General features: G+C 31.4%; 16 protein-coding genes and 1 pseudogene. 8 read left to right on the top strand and 9 right to left on the bottom strand.

Going from position 1 to position 19,295, the window contains the following annotated elements:
- Positions 1 to 57 precede the first annotated feature (57 nt).
- Complete coding sequence (gene rseP / locus GQR92_RS13055; RefSeq protein WP_158840231.1) at positions 58 to 1,404, top strand: RIP metalloprotease RseP; 1,347 nt, start codon at positions 58 to 60, stop codon at positions 1,402 to 1,404.
- Positions 1,405 to 1,452: 48 nt separating this feature from the next.
- Here rseP and GQR92_RS13050 read toward each other — a convergent pair whose 3' ends face one another.
- From GQR92_RS13050 to GQR92_RS13025, 6 genes are all read right to left on the bottom strand, one after another.
- Positions 1,453 to 1,608 (bottom strand): hypothetical protein, encoded by a 156-nt coding sequence (locus GQR92_RS13050; protein ID WP_158840229.1) that lies wholly within the window; start codon positions 1,606 to 1,608, stop codon positions 1,453 to 1,455.
- Between the two features lie 275 nt (positions 1,609 to 1,883).
- Positions 1,884 to 2,039 (bottom strand): hypothetical protein, encoded by a 156-nt coding sequence (locus tag GQR92_RS13045; RefSeq protein ID WP_158840227.1) that lies wholly within the window; start codon positions 2,037 to 2,039, stop codon positions 1,884 to 1,886.
- A 206-nt stretch (positions 2,040 to 2,245) separates the two neighbouring features.
- On the bottom strand, positions 2,246 to 3,661 hold the full coding sequence (locus GQR92_RS13040) for a flotillin family protein (protein ID WP_233269859.1): 1,416 nt from the start codon (positions 3,659 to 3,661) through the stop codon (positions 2,246 to 2,248).
- A 9-nt stretch (positions 3,662 to 3,670) separates the two neighbouring features.
- The gene (locus GQR92_RS13035; protein ID WP_158840225.1) at positions 3,671 to 4,243 is read right to left on the bottom strand and encodes a hypothetical protein; all 573 of its coding nucleotides are present in this window, start codon (positions 4,241 to 4,243) and stop codon (positions 3,671 to 3,673) included.
- A gap of 387 nt (positions 4,244 to 4,630) precedes the next feature.
- Positions 4,631 to 5,713: a biotin synthase BioB gene (gene bioB, locus GQR92_RS13030; protein WP_158840223.1), complete on the bottom strand. Its 1,083-nt coding sequence runs from the start codon at positions 5,711 to 5,713 to the stop codon at positions 4,631 to 4,633.
- A gap of 17 nt (positions 5,714 to 5,730) precedes the next feature.
- A complete protein-coding gene (locus GQR92_RS13025) occupies positions 5,731 to 7,554 on the bottom strand; it encodes a TonB-dependent receptor plug domain-containing protein (protein ID WP_158840221.1) in 1,824 nt (607 codons plus the stop codon).
- Positions 7,555 to 7,621: 67 nt separating this feature from the next.
- Here GQR92_RS13025 and GQR92_RS13020 point away from each other — a divergent pair, with 67 nt between their 5' ends.
- The 6 genes from GQR92_RS13020 to GQR92_RS12995 all read left to right on the top strand — a co-directional run bounded on the left by GQR92_RS13020 (position 7,622) and on the right by GQR92_RS12995 (position 12,823).
- Positions 7,622 to 9,133, top strand: coding sequence for an aminotransferase-like domain-containing protein (locus GQR92_RS13020; protein ID WP_158840219.1), 1,512 nt, complete (start codon positions 7,622 to 7,624; stop codon positions 9,131 to 9,133).
- A gap of 66 nt (positions 9,134 to 9,199) precedes the next feature.
- The gene (locus GQR92_RS13015; RefSeq protein ID WP_158840218.1) at positions 9,200 to 10,465 is read left to right on the top strand and encodes a Y-family DNA polymerase; all 1,266 of its coding nucleotides are present in this window, start codon (positions 9,200 to 9,202) and stop codon (positions 10,463 to 10,465) included.
- Between the two features lie 352 nt (positions 10,466 to 10,817).
- Positions 10,818 to 11,252 (top strand): LexA family protein, encoded by a 435-nt coding sequence (locus GQR92_RS13010; RefSeq protein WP_158840216.1) that lies wholly within the window; start codon positions 10,818 to 10,820, stop codon positions 11,250 to 11,252.
- Positions 11,253 to 11,393: 141 nt separating this feature from the next.
- Positions 11,394 to 11,651, top strand: a complete 258-nt coding sequence (locus GQR92_RS13005; protein WP_158840214.1) for a type II toxin-antitoxin system ParD family antitoxin — start codon at positions 11,394 to 11,396, stop codon at positions 11,649 to 11,651.
- Complete coding sequence (locus GQR92_RS13000) at positions 11,638 to 11,907, top strand: type II toxin-antitoxin system RelE/ParE family toxin (RefSeq protein ID WP_158840211.1); 270 nt, start codon at positions 11,638 to 11,640, stop codon at positions 11,905 to 11,907. The genes GQR92_RS13005 and GQR92_RS13000 overlap by 14 nt, the downstream gene beginning before the upstream one ends.
- A gap of 22 nt (positions 11,908 to 11,929) precedes the next feature.
- The gene (locus tag GQR92_RS12995) at positions 11,930 to 12,823 is read left to right on the top strand and encodes an IS1595 family transposase (RefSeq protein ID WP_158840209.1); all 894 of its coding nucleotides are present in this window, start codon (positions 11,930 to 11,932) and stop codon (positions 12,821 to 12,823) included.
- A 133-nt stretch (positions 12,824 to 12,956) separates the two neighbouring features.
- Here GQR92_RS12995 and GQR92_RS12990 read toward each other — a convergent pair.
- The 3 genes and pseudogenes from GQR92_RS12990 to GQR92_RS12980 form a co-directional block, all read right to left on the bottom strand.
- Positions 12,957 to 14,153 (bottom strand): annotated as a pseudogene (locus tag GQR92_RS12990) (IS256 family transposase).
- Between the two features lie 235 nt (positions 14,154 to 14,388).
- Complete coding sequence (locus GQR92_RS12985; RefSeq protein ID WP_158840207.1) at positions 14,389 to 16,890, bottom strand: S9 family peptidase; 2,502 nt, start codon at positions 16,888 to 16,890, stop codon at positions 14,389 to 14,391.
- A gap of 100 nt (positions 16,891 to 16,990) precedes the next feature.
- A complete protein-coding gene (locus tag GQR92_RS12980; RefSeq protein ID WP_158840205.1) occupies positions 16,991 to 17,440 on the bottom strand; it encodes a nucleoside deaminase in 450 nt (149 codons plus the stop codon).
- A gap of 65 nt (positions 17,441 to 17,505) precedes the next feature.
- Between GQR92_RS12980 and dxs the strand changes: the two genes are divergently transcribed.
- Complete coding sequence (gene dxs, locus GQR92_RS12975) at positions 17,506 to 19,272, top strand: 1-deoxy-D-xylulose-5-phosphate synthase (protein WP_158840203.1); 1,767 nt, start codon at positions 17,506 to 17,508, stop codon at positions 19,270 to 19,272.
- The last annotated feature ends 23 nt before the right edge of the window (positions 19,273 to 19,295 follow it).

The raw sequence follows: 19,295 nt of genomic DNA, 5'->3' as shown, positions 1-19,295 counted from the left end.
TACAACTACCTTTAAAAACGTACATTTGCGACTATTTTAATTATGATTTAACGCTGAATGGAAATATTAATAAAAGCATCGCAATTTATTTTAAGTTTATCTTTATTAATTGTACTACACGAGTTAGGGCACTTTATCCCTGCAAAACTATTTAAAACAAGAGTAGAAAAATTCTACTTATTCTTTGATTATAAATTTTCTATTTTTAAGAAAAAAATTGGTGATACCGTTTATGGTATTGGTTGGATTCCTTTAGGAGGATATGTAAAAATATCTGGAATGATAGATGAAAGCATGGATACTGAACAGATGGCATTACCACCGCAACCTTGGGAATTCCGTTCTAAACCTGCGTGGCAACGTTTAATAATTATGCTAGGTGGAGTTTTTGTAAACTTTGTATTAGGTATTTTTATCTACATAATGTTAATGTATGCCTACGGAGAAAGATATTTACCAAACGAAAATGTAAAAGATGGTGTTTGGGTACAAGATTCTTTAGCTATGAATTTAGGCCTAAAAACAGGCGATAAAGTTTTGACTATTGATGGAGAAAAAATTAAGAAATTTAATGAGTTAACCTTAGGTTTTGTTAATGGAAACAACTTTCAAATAGAAAGAAACGGAGAAATAATTGATAAAGTAATTCCTGAAGATTTTATCTCTCAATTAGTAGACAGAGGTAAAGATGCAGGTGCAATTTTACTACCTAGATATCCTTTTGTTATTGGAGCAGTCTCTGAAGACTCACCAAATATTGGTTCTGATTTAAAACTAAATGACATTATTGTTGGTATTAATGGAAACAAGGTAAAATATTTTGATGAAGCTAAAACTGAATTAAGCAAATTTAAAAATCAAGAAATTAAAGTAACCGTTAAAAGAGGTACTGAAACTAAAGATATTGCTGTAAAAGTTAATAACAAGGCAGAACTAGGTGTTGGCTTTGGTCAATTACCTTCTAAAGATTTAGAAAGATTAGGCTATTACAAGTTAGCAAATATTGAGTATTCATTTGGAGAAGCAATACCTGCAGGATGGAACAAGTCTGTAAAAACACTTACAGATTACATAAAACAATTAAAGAAAATTTTTAACCCAAGTACAGGTGCTTACAAAGGTTTAGGTGGTTTTATTTCTATTGGAAGTATATTTCCTAGCGAATGGAGCGCAGAGTCTTTCTGGAACATTACAGCATTTTTATCTATTATGTTAGGTTTTATGAACCTTTTACCAATACCTGCTTTAGATGGTGGACACGTTGTCTTTACCCTCTGGGAAATGATTACAGGTAAAAAGCCAGGAGATAAATTTTTAGAATACGCACAAGTAACAGGTTTTATTCTTTTAATAGCATTGTTACTTTTTGCTAACGGAAACGATATTTTTAGGTTGTTTAACTAAACAACATAAAAGCTATTAAAAAGCCTCACTATAACAGTGAGGCTTTTTTTAAACTTTAAAAGAACGATTGATAAAAGGAAACCATGTATACTGTGTATTACAATGATCGCAAGCATATGCTCTAGCACCAGGAATTAATTTAGTAATAGGGTTTCTTCTCATTCTATGCCTAGACACAGATTTACATCTTGGGCAAGCTTTCATAATTATTACTGTTTGGTTAGACACTTGAAATTTAGTGAGATTATAAAGGATAAATATATTCTAGATTACCTGATTTATATATTATAATTAATAGATATATTCCCCTGTTTACAACATTAAACAATGATTGTAAGTAACTTACGAATACATTTTAAAAAACATTATTACCGCTAATTCATTTATTCTATTTTAGAATAGAAAGGATATTAAGTTATTTAATTTAGGAAATAGCTCATAAAAAAGCCTCACAATTTTTAAAATAGTGAGGCTTTTTGTTATACTTTAAAAGAACGATTTATAAAAGAAAACCACGTATACTGAGTATTACAATTATCACAAGCATATGCTTTTGTACCTGGTATTAGTTTTACAAAATTATTTCTTTTCATTCTATGTCTAGATACAGATTTACAGTTTGGGCAAGCTTTCATATTGGGAGAATTACTATTTTACAGCTGCAAGTTACTAAAAACAAACAATCTAAGCACGTGTAGAAACACCTATTTAATGATTATTTAATCTACCATATTCTAATCATCTTTTAAGTTCATAAAATGAAAATAAATTACTTACAAAAAAACCATCATTCTAAAACATGAATGATGGTTTAAATTAAAACTTATATTTTTTAAATAAACTAATTCTCTTTATCCTCAATAATCTCTGCAGATACCTCTGCTGGAATATCTTTCCCTTTTAAATAACTTGGCAACTCCATACCTGCCATATTAAACATTTCTTGTAATGGTGGTACTGCTTTATACATACCAGAAATAAAGTTAGATGTTGATGTTTTGCCATCTTTTCCTCCACCGTTTTCCCAAACAGTAACTTTATCAATCTTAATATTTTTAATTGCATCTGCTTGTGTTTTTACCAATTCTGGTAATTTATCTGCAATTAATAATAAGGCTGCGTTTTGAGAATCGTTTCCTGCCGCTTTTACAATTTGATCTAAACCAGCTGCTTGCTTTGTTAAAACTTCATACAAACCTTGTGCTTCTGCTTGTGCTTTAAACAAAATTGCATCTGCCTCTCCTTTTGCAATTCTTCTAATGTTTTCTGCTCTTGCTTCTGCATCTATTTCTACTTTACGTTTATCAATTTCTGCAGGTACAATTATATCTGCTAATTGAGATGAACGTTCTCTTTCTGCTCTGGCAACCTCTGCTTCTTGCTCTGCAGCATAAGATTCTTTTAACGCATTTGCTGTTTGTACCTTTTCTGATGCAATTGCTGTACGTTCTGCCTCTGCTTCTCTTTGTCTTCTTAAAGAGTCTGAATTTGCTACATTAATTTTCGCAATATTTTCTCCTTCTACTGCTTGTGCGTTTGCTGCTGCAACTTGTGTTCTTTCATCTTGTACTGCATTCGCTTCTCCAATAGAACCATCTCTATTTTTTTCTGCAACCGATTTTCTTGCTGCGTTAATTGCGTGTGCAGCTGCTTCTTTACCTAAAGCTTCTATATAACCAGATTCATCAACAATATCTGTAATATTTACGTTGATTAATTTTAATCCTACTTTCTTTAACTCTGTTTCTACAGATTGAGAAATATTGGTTAAAAACTTATCTCTGTCATTGTTAATTTCTTCAATATCCATCGATGCAACTACCAAACGCAATTGACCAAAAATAATTTCTTGTGCTAAATCTTGAATACTGTCTTGGTCTAAACCTAATAAACGTTCTGCAGCATTTTGCATAATTCCTGGTTCTGTAGAAACCCCAATTGTAAATCTACTTGGTACATTTACACGAATATTTTGCTTAGAAAGTGCGTTTACCAAATTTACTTCTATAGAAATTGGTGTTAAATCTAAAAATTGATAATCTTGAATTACTGGAAAGATAAATGCGGCTCCACCATGAATACATTTAGCAGATTCTCCTCCACCTACTTTTCCATAAACAACCAAAATTCTGTCTGAAGGACATCTTTTATACCGTTTTACCATTGCAATTAGCAATATAAAAACGAAGAGAATTGCAATTCCGATTCCGATTAATCCAGCAAATTGACTGGCTTGTAATACCATAAAGTTTAACATAGCTTTTTTTTAATTTTGAGGTTCTACTATTAATATTCCGTTATTTGTTACTTCTATTACTTTAATTATTTTTCCTTGTTTTAAATCTTCATTACAATCTGTTAAGGCTTCTAATTCTCTTAAAGCTCCTTGAATTTTAATCTGAATTTTACCTGTTTTAGATCTATTTGCACCAACCGTTAAATACACTTCGCCAATAGTATTTAAAGCATTTTTCATTTTTAAAGTTCCGCTAGAAGATAATTTACTGATGTAATAAAATAATGCTGCCATTACAAACATCATTAACAAACCAGAAAATACAGAAATAATAATGGTAGTTCCTGTAGCATTTCCTGCATCCATGCTTGCAATTCCACTCCATCCAAAAATGGTAAAAAAAGCAACTAAGTTTTTTAAAGTAAAAAACTGAAATCCGGCTCCAGTATCTGCATCAATTTCGGCATCTACATCACCAATATCATCTGTTTCTGCACCAATTATTGTGGTTATTAAAACCAACAAAAACATACATGTAGAAATCCCGGTAATTACCCAATAGGTCTTTTCGAAAGTAGTTAATTCTTGAAACCATTCCATCATAGCAGTTTGTTTTAAAAAAGTGAATAAATATAAAGTTTTTTGACTGAATAGAACACGTTATTCTATCATTATAAGAGAAACTCATTTTTACTTTATCCAACTTTAAAAAGCGCAATTTGGTTGGTTTTAAACTTTAATAAATATTAAAAATGAATAGAATTAAAGTACTAAGTATCGTTAAACTTCTCTTATAAGTAGTTTAAAACTTAATTTTGTTACATAAAATTTTTAATAATTATTAAAAAACAAAAAAGCCCTGACACCAATGTGTCAAAGCTTTCTCTTACTTCCCCTTTTTAATTCATTATGCACTACAAATAAAACGTTACTTAATATTATCAAAATAACATGAGTAAAAATCATCAAACTAGTTTAAAAAACAACCTTCTATGATTTTAGTCTTGCTGCTTCATTTCTATCAATTTTATGGCCTGGTCTTGTCCATTTTGGTTTTTCTTTTAAAGATTGATATTTAGAATCTTCTGCAGATACAGTTTCTGGTTGTACTTTTTTTGTAAATGGCTTTTGCGGATTTAATCCTAATAGTTTAAACATTTTTAGATCCTCATTTACATCAGGGTTTGGAGTTGTTAATAATTTATCGCCCGCAAAAATAGAATTTGCACCCGCAAAGAAACACATTGCTTGCCCTTCTCTACTCATTTGAGTTCTTCCTGCAGATAAACGAACCTGCGTTTCTGGCAAAACAATTCTGGTTGTTGCTACCATACGAATCATGTCCCAAATTTCAACGGGTTTTTCATCCTCCAGAGGAGTTCCTTCAACCGCAACTAACGCATTAATAGGTGTAGATTCTGGTTGTGGATTTAAGGTAGACAAAGCAACTAACATGCCTGCTCTATCCTCAGCTGCTTCTCCCATACCAATAATTCCGCCAGAACAAACAGTAACATTTGTTTTACGCACATTCTTAATAGTATCTAACCGATCTTGATAACCTCTTGTAGAAATTACTTCTTTGTAATATTCTTCTGACGAATCTAGATTATGATTGTATGCATACAAACCTGCTTCTGCCAACCTTTTAGCCTGGTTTTCGGTGACCATACCTAACGTACAACAAACCTCCATTTCTAATTTATTTACAGTTCTCACCATATCTAAAACCTGGTCAAATTCTGGTCCGTCTTTTACATTTCTCCAAGCGGCTCCCATACAAACTCTAGAACTTCCGCTTTCTTTTGCACTTAACGCTTGTGCTTTTACCTGGTTTACAGTCATTAAATCATTACCTTCTACATTGGTATGATATCTTGCTGCTTGTGGGCAATAACCACAATCCTCAGAACAACCACCTGTTTTTATTGACAATAAAGTTGACACCTGCACTACATTAGGATCATGTTGTTTTCTATGAATAGTTGCAGCTTCGTACAACAACTCCATTAAGGGTTTGTTATAAATTTCTAAGACCTCTTCTTTTGTCCAATTATGCCTAACTTCACTCATAGCTAATTTTTCATGTATTAAAATGCATAACGCAAACCAAATAAAACATTACTTGGTGGCATTGGTACAAAACCAGATTCTATATAATCTGCATCAAAAATATTACTAGCAGTAATTGTAAAACTAAATTTATCAACATCTACAATTATAGAAGCATCCCAAACATTATAACTTGTACCAACAGTTCTCTCTGCATATTTGTAAATAATATTTTGTCTTACATTTTTAAAGAATTTACTTGCAAAACGAGTTATAAATTGATGTCTTAACGTGTTTAAAGAATAACGAGATAAGTCTTTATTCTCTTCTAAAATATCATCATCTAAAAAAGTATACCCAAAAGATAATGTTTGTTTAAAATCACTTAATTTAAAATGATAATCTGCATTTGCCTCAAAACCTTTGGTATTTACTTTTGCAATGTTAGTAGCTGTATATTTAGAGATTGTAGTATTTTCTCTAATAAAATCAATTAAGTCAGTAGCATCTCTATTAAAAATTGCTACAGAAGTTGTAAACCTTCCTGTATTATACTTTAATCCTATTTCTTGTGCAAACGCTTCTTCTGGCTCTAAATTTTCATTTCCTATAGTTCCTGGATCATTATAATACAAATCTGTATACGTTGGTATTCTATACGTAACACCTAAGTTTCCGTAGACTTTTAAGTTTTCAGAAAATTGGTACCCAACATCTAGCCCTGGAAACGCATGAAATTTAAAATCAGAAAAATAAGTAACAGCAACACCTGGAGTAACATCCAACTTGTCATCAGCAAATTTAAAACGATGTTCTAAAAATAAATTAGCCATGGTTCTATTTCTTTTTCCTAAATTATTACTGCTGATAAAAACTCTAGAAACATCTACTCCAAAACCTGTAACTCCTAAATCTGATGTATAAGATGCATTGGTTTCTACACCTACTTTATTGGTAATATGTAGGTTTCTAAAAAAACTAGGATCATCTCTTTTTAATAAAAATATATCTTGACCTCTTTTCCAATAAACTCTTGGTGTAATCTTAAATTTTTCGGTTCTAAAAGTTGTTGACACTCCTAATAAACTATTCTGAGTTTCTTCATACTCATGCCAATCTGGATTGGTCGTATAAAAATTTTCTGCGCCATACTTTTTATCAAAAAAAGTAGCAATTACTTCTATAGGTTGCTTTTCTTTATTAAAAACACCTTTTAAGAAATAATTTTTATTTTCATAATCAGAATTATTTCTATAACCGTTCGATTGTAAAACACCTGCATGTGCTATAATAGAGGTGTTTTCAAATTCTTTACCAACAGTAATAGAACGATTAATTTGACCAAAAGAGCCCGCTTCTACATTTGCAGAAACCGTATCCTCTAATTTACTTTTAGTTACAATATTTATAGCTCCTGTAAATGCATTTTGACCGAAAACTCTAGCAGCAGGACCTTTAATAATCTCTATTCTTTCTATAACTTCAATAGGTAAAGCGGCATTCATGGTGTGATGTCCTGTTTGTGCATCATCCATTTTAATGCCATCAATTAAAAGTAATGTTTGATCGAAACCACCACCTCTAATATATAAATCTGCCTGACTACCTGCAGTTCCTCTTCTTCTAATATCTACACCTGCAACTTGCTGTAATAAATCTGCAACATTTGTAGCAGCACTATTCTTTATTACTTCGGATGAAATAACATCTATCGTTCTAGAATTCTCTTTAAAAGGCAAATCTATTCTAGTAGATGTAATTACAATTTCTTTTAAAGTGTCTCTTTTTATAGGAGCTACCTGAGCATTTATCTGTAAAGCAGAAAAAATAAGGGTGCTAACTAACGCAATTTTAATTTTCATAAATAGTAATTTAAATACCATGCAAAAGTCGTAACTTTCCGGACGACTAAACTAGTCCAGTTTTAAAATGATAGATAGTCCGGTTAATATACTTTTTAAACAATTAATTAATTTCGATAAATCGACACCTCAACCTGTGTACATACAAGTTGCACAGCAAATTATAAATGCAATACAACGTGGCTATTTAACAAAAGGAACTCTTTTACCAGGAACTCGCGTATTTGGTCAGTTATTAAACATCCATAGAAATACCGCTGTTGCAATTTACGAAGAATTAGCCTCACAAGGTTGGGTAGAAATCATACCCAATAAGGGCACTTTTATTTTAGAACCAGAATTAAAAACAGCAAAAATAAAAGCGACTTCACAAAAAATAAACCAAGCATACAATTACGCAAAAACAACAGGGTTTCCTTTTCAAAAATCATTTCATTTAGCATCAACTACGCAGTTAACAGATGCAAAGTATATTATTAATGATGGAAAACCAGATTTACGTTTGCACCCTGTTCATCAATTTTCTAGATGGTATAGTGCGGCTATGAATCGAAAAACGTTGATAAAAAAATGGAATAAATCTAATGAGTCTTCTCATTCCTTATTTCAAACACAGCTCTCTAATTATTTAAATGCAACAAGAGGTTTTCACATCAAACCTAACAATTTAATAAGTACACGTAGTACAGAAATGAGTTTGTACATTGTTTCTCAATTATTGATAAAACAAAACGATGTCGTTTTAGTTGGTCAATTAAGTAATTATGCCGCTAATATGATTTTTCAGCAAGCAGGCGCAACCATAAAAACAATTCCTGTAGATGCCAATGGTTTAGACATAGACTATATTAGAAAACATTTTATAAAAGGCAGTATTAGATGTATCTATATATGTGCACATAGAGATTACCCAACAATGGTAAAATTAAGTGTAGAGCGCCGTTTAGCTTTAATGCAATTAGCTGCAGCATATGGTTTTGCTATTATTGAAGATGATTACGATTACGATTTTCAGTTCGAAGGTTCTGCCATGTTACCAATGGCAAGCGCAGATGTTAACGGAATGGTTATTTATTTAGGGAAATTAGGACAATCATTATTCCCTAGTTTTCAAACAGGATTTGTAATAGCACCAGAAAACTTAATTTCAGAAGCAAAAAACTATTTACAATTATTAGATGCACAAGGCGATTTAATTCAGCAACAAATGTTATCCGAATTAATTAATGAAGGTGAAATTTATCGTTTGATGAAAAAAAACATCATCATCTATAAACAAAGACGCGATTGTTTATGTAAACTCTTAACACAATATTTTTCTGAAACGGCACAATGGGAAATTCCTGCTGGCGGATTAGCAATTTGGTTACAATTTCAGCAGCATATATCTTTAGTAAAACTAGCCGAAGAAGCAGAAAAGCACGATTTATTTCTACCCAAAACAGTTCTTTATCAAGATAAAAACACTTGCGCTATTCGTTTTGGTTTTGGTCATCTTAATTTAGACGAAATGGAACCTATAATTATAAATCTAAAAAGCGCTTATAATAAGGTAACTAACAAGTCTCTTAAAAATTAGATTTTTTTCTTCGATTAAGATATTAACAACACCATTTTGCCTGCTATTTTTTGATACTTTTATAGCATGTTTGCACTCGTAGATTGTAATAATTTTTATGCTTCTTGTGAGCGGGTTTTTAACCCCAACTTACAAGGAAAACCTGTTGCTATTTTAAGCAATAATGATGGTTGTGTTATTTCTATGAGCGATGAAGCTAAGAAATTACAACTGCCTTTTGGTGCGCCTATTTTTAAATGGGATGCTTTTTGTAAAGCAAATAATATTACTGTTTTATCTTCTAACTATCCGTTATACGGAGATATGAGTGCGAGAGTAATGAATATTTTAGCAGATTTTTCGCCAGACGTAGAAGTCTATTCTATTGATGAATCTTTTTTAGAATTAAAAGGTTTTGAAAATTATGATTTACCAGAATATGCTACAAAAATTAGAAGCAGAATTTTAAAATGGACCGGAATACCAACTTGTGTGGGTGTTGCGCCCACCAAAGCGTTGACGAAAGTTGCTAACAAAATTGCACGTTCTAACATTAAGCAATCTAAAGGAATTTGTATTATAGATTCTGATGAAAAAAGAATTAAAGCTTTAAAATGGACAAAAATTGGCAATGTTTGGGGAATTGGAAGTCGTTTAAAAAAACGCTTGCAAGACAAAGGTTGTATTACTGCCTATGATTTTACACAACTTTCTAGCGATTGGGTTTTAAAAGAATTTTCTATTGTAGAATGGCGTTTGCAGAAAGATTTACAAGGCATTTCTAAAATTCCTTTAGAAGATGCGGTTTCTTCTAAAAAGATGATTGCAACTACTAGAAGTTTCGAGTACACGTATTCTGATATCAATAATATAAAAGAACGTATTTCTACCTTTGCAGCTAGTTGTGCAGAGAAATTAAGGAATCAAAAATCTAGTTGCCACATGTTAATTGTACAACTTTCTAGCGATCGACATAAAAAAGAAATGCAACAACATAGAGAAAACATAACGGTTGTATTTTCTTCGCCAACAGATTCTACGTTAACCATTGCCAACGCAGCAGTAGAAGCCGTAAAAACTATTTTTAAAACTGGTGTTAAATACAAAAGAGCAGGTGTTATTGTTACAGGTTTAGTGCCCAATGATAATTTTCAATTGGATTTATTTTCAAGTGAAAACCCAAAACACAAACCTTTAATGTCTGCAATTGATAAACTGAATAAAAAGTTTAAATCTGATAAAATTAAATTAGGAAACCAAGATTTAAAACGTACTTGGAAAATGCGTCAAGAAAGATTATCTTCTAAATTTACTACAAATATTAATGATATTTTAATTATAAAAGCCTCTTAAGGCATTAAGCATTACCTCAATCAGTTCTAAAAAAATCGTTTTTAAGTCAGCTTGTCATTCCGAACGAGGAACGAGGAGGAATCTCATAATCATAAGATTTCTCGTTGTTCGTACCTCACGCTGTCGAAATGACAAGAAACTATCAAAAAGATAAAAATGGAGATGCTAATTTTTGTCCAAATTGTAATGCTACTAGAATTTTAGTTACTCCTATTCAAAGAGAAAATGTCTTTTATGTGTTATTTCCTTTTTTCGAAAAAACAAGACACATCTCCAACAATTGTAAGACCCTATTTTAATTGTAAAATAATAGTCTAAACATTTAAAGAAAAGTTATAATTTGCAAACAATTATGACTGAATCTAAAACACTTACTTTTTTTACTCCTAAAACTTCTTCTGGAAACGGAGCTGTTTTTGTTGATGTTGGCATTTCTGCTGGTTTTCCTTCTCCTGCAGATGATTTTAGAGAAACTAGAATTTCTTTAGATGATGAATTGATTCAGAATAAAGATGCTACCTTTTTTGCAAAAGTAAAAGGACAATCTATGATTGGTGCGGGTTTAGATGATAACGATTTATTAGTAATAGACAGAAGTTTAGAACCTACAAACAATAAAATTGCGGTTTGCTTTTTAGATGGCGAGTTTACTGTAAAACGCCTTCGTGTAGAAAAAAACGAAGTTTGGTTACAACCAGAAAACCCTAATTACCCAATTATAAACATTACCGAAGAAAATGATTTTATGATCTGGGGAATTGTAACAAGCGTTATCAAAAAAGTGTAAAAGCACGCTTTTTTTTATCAAAAAAACATTTACTTGTAAACCCCATGTTATCTAACACAGAAGGTTGACATTATATTTTCAATTGTTTACCATTTTGAAAATATACCAATTTTTGGTATATTTGATATAAATAGCACTCAAATGAACAAAAACACCTCAATATCGCTCGGAAATTATTTTGACGAATTTGTGCAAAGTAGCATCAGTCAAGGACGATTTAAAAATGTTAGCGAAGTAATTCGTGCTGGATTAAGACTTTTGGAAGAGGAAGAAAGTAAAGTAATTGCACTAAAAACTGCAATTCAAGAAGGAATTGATAGTGGAATAGCTCACGATTTTGACCCAAAAAAACATCTTGAATCTCTAAAAGCCAAAAAGAACTTGAATGACTCAATATAAACTGACAAACAAAGCTGTTGCAGATTTATCAAAGATTTGGGAATATACATTTGAAGTTTGGTCAGAAAATCAAGCTAATAAATATTACAATGATCTAATTGTTTATTGTGACGAAATTGCTAAAAACCCAGACTTTGGTAAAAACTACGAAGGAATATCAAAGCTACTTCTAGGAATAAAAGCAAATAGACACATCATATTCTACAGAACCTTAAATAAAGATTATAGAGGTCAGTATTTAAATTCATATCTTTAAAAACAACAAATACAGTAATATTATGAATATATTTAAAGGACAAAATCTTCTAGAGTTTGCTGATGGGTTTAAAACGGATGAAGATTGCAAGAAATACTTGGCAGATATTAAATGGAAAGATGGATTTCAATGTGTTAAATGTGGTCATAACAAGGCTCAAATAAGAAAAGATTTTTCACGTACATGTAATATTTGTTCTCATCAAGAATCATCTACATCAAACACACTTTTTCACAAGGTAAAGTTTGGTGTTAGAAAAGCTTTTTTTATTGTTTTTGAAATGAGTACAAGTACTAAAAGCCTTTCTGCTAGTTATGTTGCAGTTCGTTTTAGCGTAACAGAAAAGACAGCCCGTTTATTTATGCTCAAAATTAGAGAAGCAATGGAAAGTAGTGGAAATAGTCCTATGACTGGTATTGTTCATGTAGATGAATTTGTTTTGGGTGGACGAGAAAAAGACAAAGTAGGAAGAAGTTATAATGCTAAGAAAAAGAAAGCTATAACTGCTGTTGAACTAACTCAAGATGGAAAAGTTAAAAGAATGTATGCCATGAGAATCGAAGATTTTTCAGCTAGTTCTTTGCAATATATTTTTGTGAATCATATCAGTCGAAAAGCTAAAGTGATAACCGACAAATGGAGAGGTTACAGACCTATTGCGAAAGCTTATAATATTACTCAAATAGAAAGTAATGGAGGTATGAATTTTAAAGCACTTCATACAATGATTCATCAGGTGAAATCTTGGATAAGAACAACGTATTCTTGGGTAAGTGACTTTAATCTAAATAGATATTTTAATGAATTTTGTTTTAGAATTAATCGATCACAAAGTAAAGCAACAATATTCAATAACTTAATAACAAAAATGGTTCAAAAGGATAAAGTAGAGCAGCACAAAATTATATGTAACTAACTACTGACCTCTAAAAGATTATATTGAAATAACGAGAATACTACACGAAAGAATGGACTTAAAACAAAAAATAACAGAATAAAAGACACTATCCTAAAAACTGTGTAAGTTCAAAAAATCAGGGTTAACTTATTTATAGTTTAATCCTGTTTTCAAATATAGCTAAAAATTGGTTTAGAATAATTCCCCAATTTCTAATTGGCATTTTCCATTTTTTAGTGCTTTCTCTTACTGCTAAATATACAGATTTCATCACTGCATCATCAGTTGGAAAAGAGAGTTTATTTTTGGTGTATTTTCTAATTTTTCCGTTTAGATTTTCTATTAAATTTGTGGTATAAATAATAGTTCTAATTTCCACTGGAAAATCAAAGAATACGGTAAGTTCATCCCAGTTATTCTCCCAACTTCTAATGGCGTAAGAATATTTAGATTCCCATTTGGTTTTAAAGTCTTTTAAGGCAGCTCTTGCAGCTTCTTTTGTTGGAGCTGTATAGATTTGTTTCATATCTTTTGTAAAGGCTTTTTTATCTTTCCAAACAACATAGCGACAAGAGTTTCTAATTTGATGAACTACACAAATTTGAGTAGTTGAATTCGGGAAAATGGTTTTTATAGTGTCTGTAAAACCGTTTAAATTATCGGTTGCAGTAATCAGTATATCTTGAGTTCCTCTGGCTTTTATATCAGTTAAAACACTCATCCAGAAAGCAGAAGATTCATTTTTACCCAACCACAAACCTAAAACTTCTTTTTTGCCATCTGTTCTAAGCCCAACAGCAATGTAAATGGTTTTGTTAATTACTTTAGAGTTTTCTCGTACTTTAAAAACAATTCCATCCATCCAAACAATTAAATAAGTAGTCTCTAATGGTCTATTTTTCCAAGCGATAACATCAGTGGTGATAGCGTCAGTTATTCTTGAAATTGTGGAAGTAGATACATTAAAATTATAGAGTTCTCAGATTTGTTCTTCGATATCAATATTGCTCATCCCTTTGGCATACAATGAGATAATAACATTTTCGACACCATCCGCAGTACTTTGTCTTTTCTTTATAATCATTGGATTAAAAGAACTATTACGATCTCTTGGCACTTGTATTTCTGTCTACCCTAAAGTAGTTTTTAGCTTCTTTTTAGTGTAGCCATTTCGTAAGTTATTTGCTTTACTTTTTTGATGTTTATCATAATCTAAATGAGCATCGAGTTCGCCTTCTAAAATCTTTTCAACTCCTCGTTTGTGAAGTTGTTCGATGAAGCTGGTTAGCTCTGATCCGTTGTTAAATTGTTTTAAAAAATCATCGTTTAATAAATCTTCTGGTCTCATAAGTATATAAAATTTAAAGTTAATAAAAATAAAAAACTCAGGATTTGAACAATCCTGAGTTTTTAAAACTTACACACTTTATGAGACAGTGCCGAATAAAAACAGCTCTTTTCTTCATAAAATTTATTGATAATTCAACAACATAAAAAAACTCCGAATTTTCATTCGGAGTTTTTACTTTTATTTAGTTCTCGACTGCGCTCGAACTGACAAATTACGTTTGAACAGACAAATATTATTTATTCTTTGGTTCATCTAGATTCATATACATAAAATCTACATCTGTAGCTTCTTTACCTAACAAATACTTACTAAAATGATCTGCTCTTAACCAAAAAGAATACTCTGTCATACTTCCAAAACCATGTCTTTGCCCTGGCATAATCATATATTTAAAACGTTTATGAGCTTTAATTAATTCGTTTGCCATTCTAATTGTTCCTGCAGGATTTACGTTATTATCCATATCTCCATGAATCAACATTAAATGTCCTTTTAAATTTTTTGCCAAAGATGGATTGGTGTCAATTTTATATTTATAAGAAATTTTTCCTTTCTCATCAATTTCTTCTTTTACACCATGATGCGTTTCACTCCACCAAGAATTGTACACATTATTATCATGGTTTCCTGCGGATGAAACAGCTGCTTTAAAAAAGTCTGGGTATACTAACATAGCTGCTGTAGACATAAATCCACCACCAGAATGACCGTAAATCCCTACTTTTTCAATATCTATAAACTTGTGTTTGTTTGCCAATTGTTGTGCTACATACTTTTTATCAGCCAAACCATAATCACGTAAATTTCCATAACCATAATTATGATACCATTTAGATCTGTCTGGATGCCCACCTCTGTTTCCTAAGGTAATTACTATAAAACCAACCTGTGCCATTCTATCTAAACGATCCATTCTGTAAGAAAAAGATTTGTTTACCGCTTCTGTCTGTGGACCAGGATAAACATACTCTAATAAAGGATAAACCATAGTAGAATCCATATCAAATGGCTTGTACATAACTCCATAAATGTCGGTAATTCCGTCATCTGCTTTCACTTTAAACGTTTCTGGAAATTTATATCCTGATGCAAATAACTGCGATAAATCTGCTGTTTCTAAATCCATTACTTTACGCCCGTTAGCATCTCTAACTTCCGATTTTGGCACAGTATTTACTCTAGAAAAATTACTAATAAAATACTGATTAGAATCTGCCATATTTGTACTTGCCGTAAAATCTCCCGGGTTTAAAGTTTTCAATCCCGTTCCATTCAAATTAATTTTATAGGTATGTGCATAATACGGATCTTGCTCTTTATTTACTCCGTTTGCAGAAAAATACAACGTTCTTGTACTTTCATTTAAACCTTCAAAATTAGCAACATGATAATCGCCTTCTGTAACTTGGTTCTTTAAGTTTCCTTCTGAATCATATAAATAAAAATGTGCCCAACCATCGCGTTCTGCCCAATGCAACATTTCTTTTTCATTGTTCAATAAAATTAACGGACGTGCTTCTATATACGTATTAAAACGTTCTTCAATTAAGGTTTTGTAGGTTCCTGTATTTATATCAGCAACATTAATATCATACTTTTTACGGTCTCTAGAAATAACACTGAAATATACTTTTCCTTTTTTAGAAAGCAATAAAGTTGGTTTAAAATCATCATCTCTACTAGATTGTTTTCTTGGCGCTTTAAAAACAGAAATACTTTGTTGCTTAATCGTATCTAAAGGTACTTTTACATGCGTTTTTGTAGGAATATCAAAAATCAATAATTCAGATTTATAATATTCTTGTTCTCCTGGCATGTGATACTTATAAGTTTCTAACGTTGGTCTTTTTTTACCTGTAGAATTAATTACCCACAAATCTTTAATATGTCTAGCATCTGATTTTTGAAAAACAAATTTCTTAGAATCGTGAGACCAAACACCACCAACTCCGTTTCTTTTGTCTTTATTTTTTTCTTTATCTACATTATCTTTTCCTCTAGAACCACCTCCGTAGCCATAGTTTTCTTCACCATCTTTAGTCCATTGGTTTTCTACAACCGTACTGTCTTTTTCATCTTTAATAAACTTTTTAAAGTTTATTTTATCCATCCAATACAAATTGTAATTCTTAGAATACAAAACAATAGAACTATCTGGCGCTATGTTTGCCCATTTTTTCCATTCTTCTTTTTCTTTCTTTATATTATCAATAATTGTTAAACCATTTCCACCTAACTTATATTCTAAATGGTAAACTTTTTTCTCCATTTTAGGTTTCTTACTTTTTCCTTTTTTTGATGATACAGAGTCTTTTTTTACCTCTTTTTTATCATCAATAACTTCAACTTCTTCTGTAGAAGTTACTCTAAAACGAATGGCATTTTCTGCTTTATTAAATTTAAAGCTAAACTTTGGTAGGTGTTTTGCATCGTAAGGATCTTTAGTGATTTCTGTTAACCACTTTGCCATTTTTACGTTATCAAAAAGTACTTTTTTAGATTTCTTATCTGCGTCTACTAAATAATAATTAGAACCTTCGGATGTTTTATAAGCATACCAAAAACGATTTCCTTTTTTTAACCAATGTGGACTTACCGTTGTAGAGTGTACCATTTTAGCCAAATTTTTTGGAGAATATTTAGCGGCTGCTCTGTAATTGGGAACTGGTGTTTCTTGTGCATTAATTACTAAAGCAGTAAAGAAAGACAAGAATAAAAGTAAGAATTTTTTCATGTGGTGATAAAGTTTGAATTAATTCTCGTAAAGTTTCTTTAAAACAACTTATCTCACAAATTTTTAAGATTTTTTTATTAAATATTTAACAATATCAAAATTAATTTAAGTTCCGTTTTTCTACAAAAAAACGTTTTAAGAGCTGAGCACATTCATTTTCTAAAATACCTGCTACCACTTTTGTTTTTGGATGCAACGTAGTATTTAAATTCTTAAATCCTCTTTCTGGTTCTGATGCTCCATAAACAATCTTACCAATTTGCGCCCAATAACTGGCACCAGCACACATTTGGCAAGGCTCTAAAGTTACATACAACACACAATCTTTTAAATATTTTCCGCCTAAAAAATCTGCAGCAGCCGTAAAAGCCTGCATTTCTGCATGCGCGGTTACATCATTTAAAGTTTCGGTTAAATTATGAGCTCTTGCAATAATCTGATCTTTAAAAACAATAATTGCTCCAACTGGCACTTCTCCTTTATCAAAGGCAATTTCGGCTTCTTGCAAAGCTTTTCTCATAAAATAAGTATCGTCAAAAGGTTGAATCATTGTCATTAATTTAAGTTTTCAATATTACAAAAACTTTTTGACGCCAAAATCGTACTTTTGTCTTTATGACAAATAATTTGTTGAAAAACATATCAACCCCAGAAGATTTACGAAAGCTAAATCCAGAACAATTACCTCAACTTGCTAAAGAGTTGAGAGATTTTATTATTGATATTGTAGCAACCAAAGAAGGACATTTAGGCGCTAGTTTAGGAGTTGTTGAATTAACGATTGCTTTGCATTATTTATTTGATACTCCTCATGATTTATTAGTTTGGGATGTTGGCCACCAAGCATACGGGCATAAAATTTTAACCGGCAGAAAAGACATTTTTCATACCAACAGACAATTGGGAGGAATTGCGGGTTTTCCGTCAAGAAAAGAAAGTGAATTTGACGCTTTTGGCGTAGGACATTCATCGACCTCTATTTCTGCTGCCTTAGGAATGGCAATTGCTTCTAACATAAAAGGCGCAACAGAAAAACATCATATTGCGGTTATTGGAGATGCTTCTATTGCAAGCGGAATGGCTTTTGAAGCCTTAAACCATGCAGGTGTTTCTAAAGCTAATTTACTCATCATTTTAAATGATAATGCTATTGGTATTGATCCTTCTGTTGGTGCTTTAAAAGAGTATTTAACAAAGGTTAAAACAGATAAAAGACTTGCTGTACAAAACAATATTATAAAAGCCTTAAATTTTGATTATTCAGGCCCAATTGATGGACATGATTTACCGAAAGTTTTATCAGAATTAAAAAGATTAAAAGATGTTAAAGGTCCAAAATTCTTACATGTAATTACTACAAAAGGAAAAGGTTTACAGCAAGCTGAAGAAGATCAAGTAACCTATCATGCACCTGGTAAATTTGATAAAATTTCTGGAGAGCGATTAAAAATAGCAAAAAGCTTATACACAAAATATCAAGATGTTTTTGGGAAAACAGTAGTAGAATTGGCTGATAAAAATGATAAAATTGTTGGTATAACTCCAGCGATGTTAACGGGAGGTTCTCTAAAATTCATGTTAGAAAAGCACCCAAAGAGAACTTTTGATGTTGGTATTGCAGAACAACATGCTGTAACTTTAGCGGCAGGTATGGCAACGCAAGGTTTAGTGCCTTTTTGTAATATTTATTCTACGTTTTTACAACGTGCATACGATCAAGTAATTCATGATGTTGCTTTGCAAAACCTACCGGTTATTTTCTGTTTAGACAGAGCTGGTTTGGTAGGAGAAGATGGCGCAACGCATCATGGTGTTTTCGATTTAGCGTATTTACGTTTAATTCCTAATTTGATTGTTTTTGCACCAAGAAACGAAATTGAATTGCGTAATATTCTATATACTGCCCAATTAGGTTTAAAAAACCCAATTGCCATTCGATACCCAAGAGGAGTAGGAACGATTATAGACTGGAAAAAACCTTTTGAAAAAATAGCACTAGGAAAAGGAGTTTGTTTACAAGAGGGTAATAAAACAGCTATTTTATCTATAGGAACCATTTCTAAAAATGTTTCTGAAGCACTAGATTTGATTGATAATTCATCAGATTTTTCTCATTATGACATGCGTTTTGTAAAACCTTTGGATGAAAACTTATTACATCAAATATTTAAAAAACATACAACTATTTTTACGGTTGAAGATGGCACTATAAAAGGTGGTTTTGGTAGTGCTATTTTAGAGTTTGCATCCCAGAATAATTATCAACATAAAATAAAAATGTTAGGTATTCCTGATGCGTTTATTGAACATGGAAGTGTATTAAAACTTCAAGAAAAACTTGGTTTAGACGCTCATAGTTTATCCGAAATATTTAAATTATAATCATAAAAAAAAGACGCTAAATA

The organism is Polaribacter sp. L3A8 (assembly GCF_009796785.1).
GTDB lineage: Bacteria > Bacteroidota > Bacteroidia > Flavobacteriales > Flavobacteriaceae > Polaribacter.
The sequence above is the reverse complement of the archived record's forward strand: the minus strand, read 5'-3'. Positions and strand labels throughout refer to the sequence as shown.

Coding starts and splice junctions, on each gene's coding strand:
- rseP (WP_158840231.1), top strand. CDS start 58: ATGGAAATATTAATAAAAGCATCGCAATTTATTTTAAGTTTATCTTTA.
- GQR92_RS13050 (WP_158840229.1), bottom strand. CDS start 1,608: ATGAAAGCTTGCCCAAGATGTAAATCTGTGTCTAGGCATAGAATGAGA.
- GQR92_RS13045 (WP_158840227.1), bottom strand. CDS start 2,039: ATGAAAGCTTGCCCAAACTGTAAATCTGTATCTAGACATAGAATGAAA.
- GQR92_RS13040 (WP_233269859.1), bottom strand. CDS start 3,661: ATGTTAAACTTTATGGTATTACAAGCCAGTCAATTTGCTGGATTAATC.
- GQR92_RS13035 (WP_158840225.1), bottom strand. CDS start 4,243: ATGATGGAATGGTTTCAAGAATTAACTACTTTCGAAAAGACCTATTGG.
- bioB (WP_158840223.1), bottom strand. CDS start 5,713: ATGAGTGAAGTTAGGCATAATTGGACAAAAGAAGAGGTCTTAGAAATT.
- GQR92_RS13025 (WP_158840221.1), bottom strand. CDS start 7,554: ATGAAAATTAAAATTGCGTTAGTTAGCACCCTTATTTTTTCTGCTTTA.
- GQR92_RS13020 (WP_158840219.1), top strand. CDS start 7,622: ATGATAGATAGTCCGGTTAATATACTTTTTAAACAATTAATTAATTTC.
- GQR92_RS13015 (WP_158840218.1), top strand. CDS start 9,200: ATGTTTGCACTCGTAGATTGTAATAATTTTTATGCTTCTTGTGAGCGG.
- GQR92_RS13010 (WP_158840216.1), top strand. CDS start 10,818: ATGACTGAATCTAAAACACTTACTTTTTTTACTCCTAAAACTTCTTCT.
- GQR92_RS13005 (WP_158840214.1), top strand. CDS start 11,394: ATGAACAAAAACACCTCAATATCGCTCGGAAATTATTTTGACGAATTT.
- GQR92_RS13000 (WP_158840211.1), top strand. CDS start 11,638: ATGACTCAATATAAACTGACAAACAAAGCTGTTGCAGATTTATCAAAG.
- GQR92_RS12995 (WP_158840209.1), top strand. CDS start 11,930: ATGAATATATTTAAAGGACAAAATCTTCTAGAGTTTGCTGATGGGTTT.
- GQR92_RS12985 (WP_158840207.1), bottom strand. CDS start 16,890: ATGAAAAAATTCTTACTTTTATTCTTGTCTTTCTTTACTGCTTTAGTA.
- GQR92_RS12980 (WP_158840205.1), bottom strand. CDS start 17,440: ATGATTCAACCTTTTGACGATACTTATTTTATGAGAAAAGCTTTGCAA.
- dxs (WP_158840203.1), top strand. CDS start 17,506: ATGACAAATAATTTGTTGAAAAACATATCAACCCCAGAAGATTTACGA.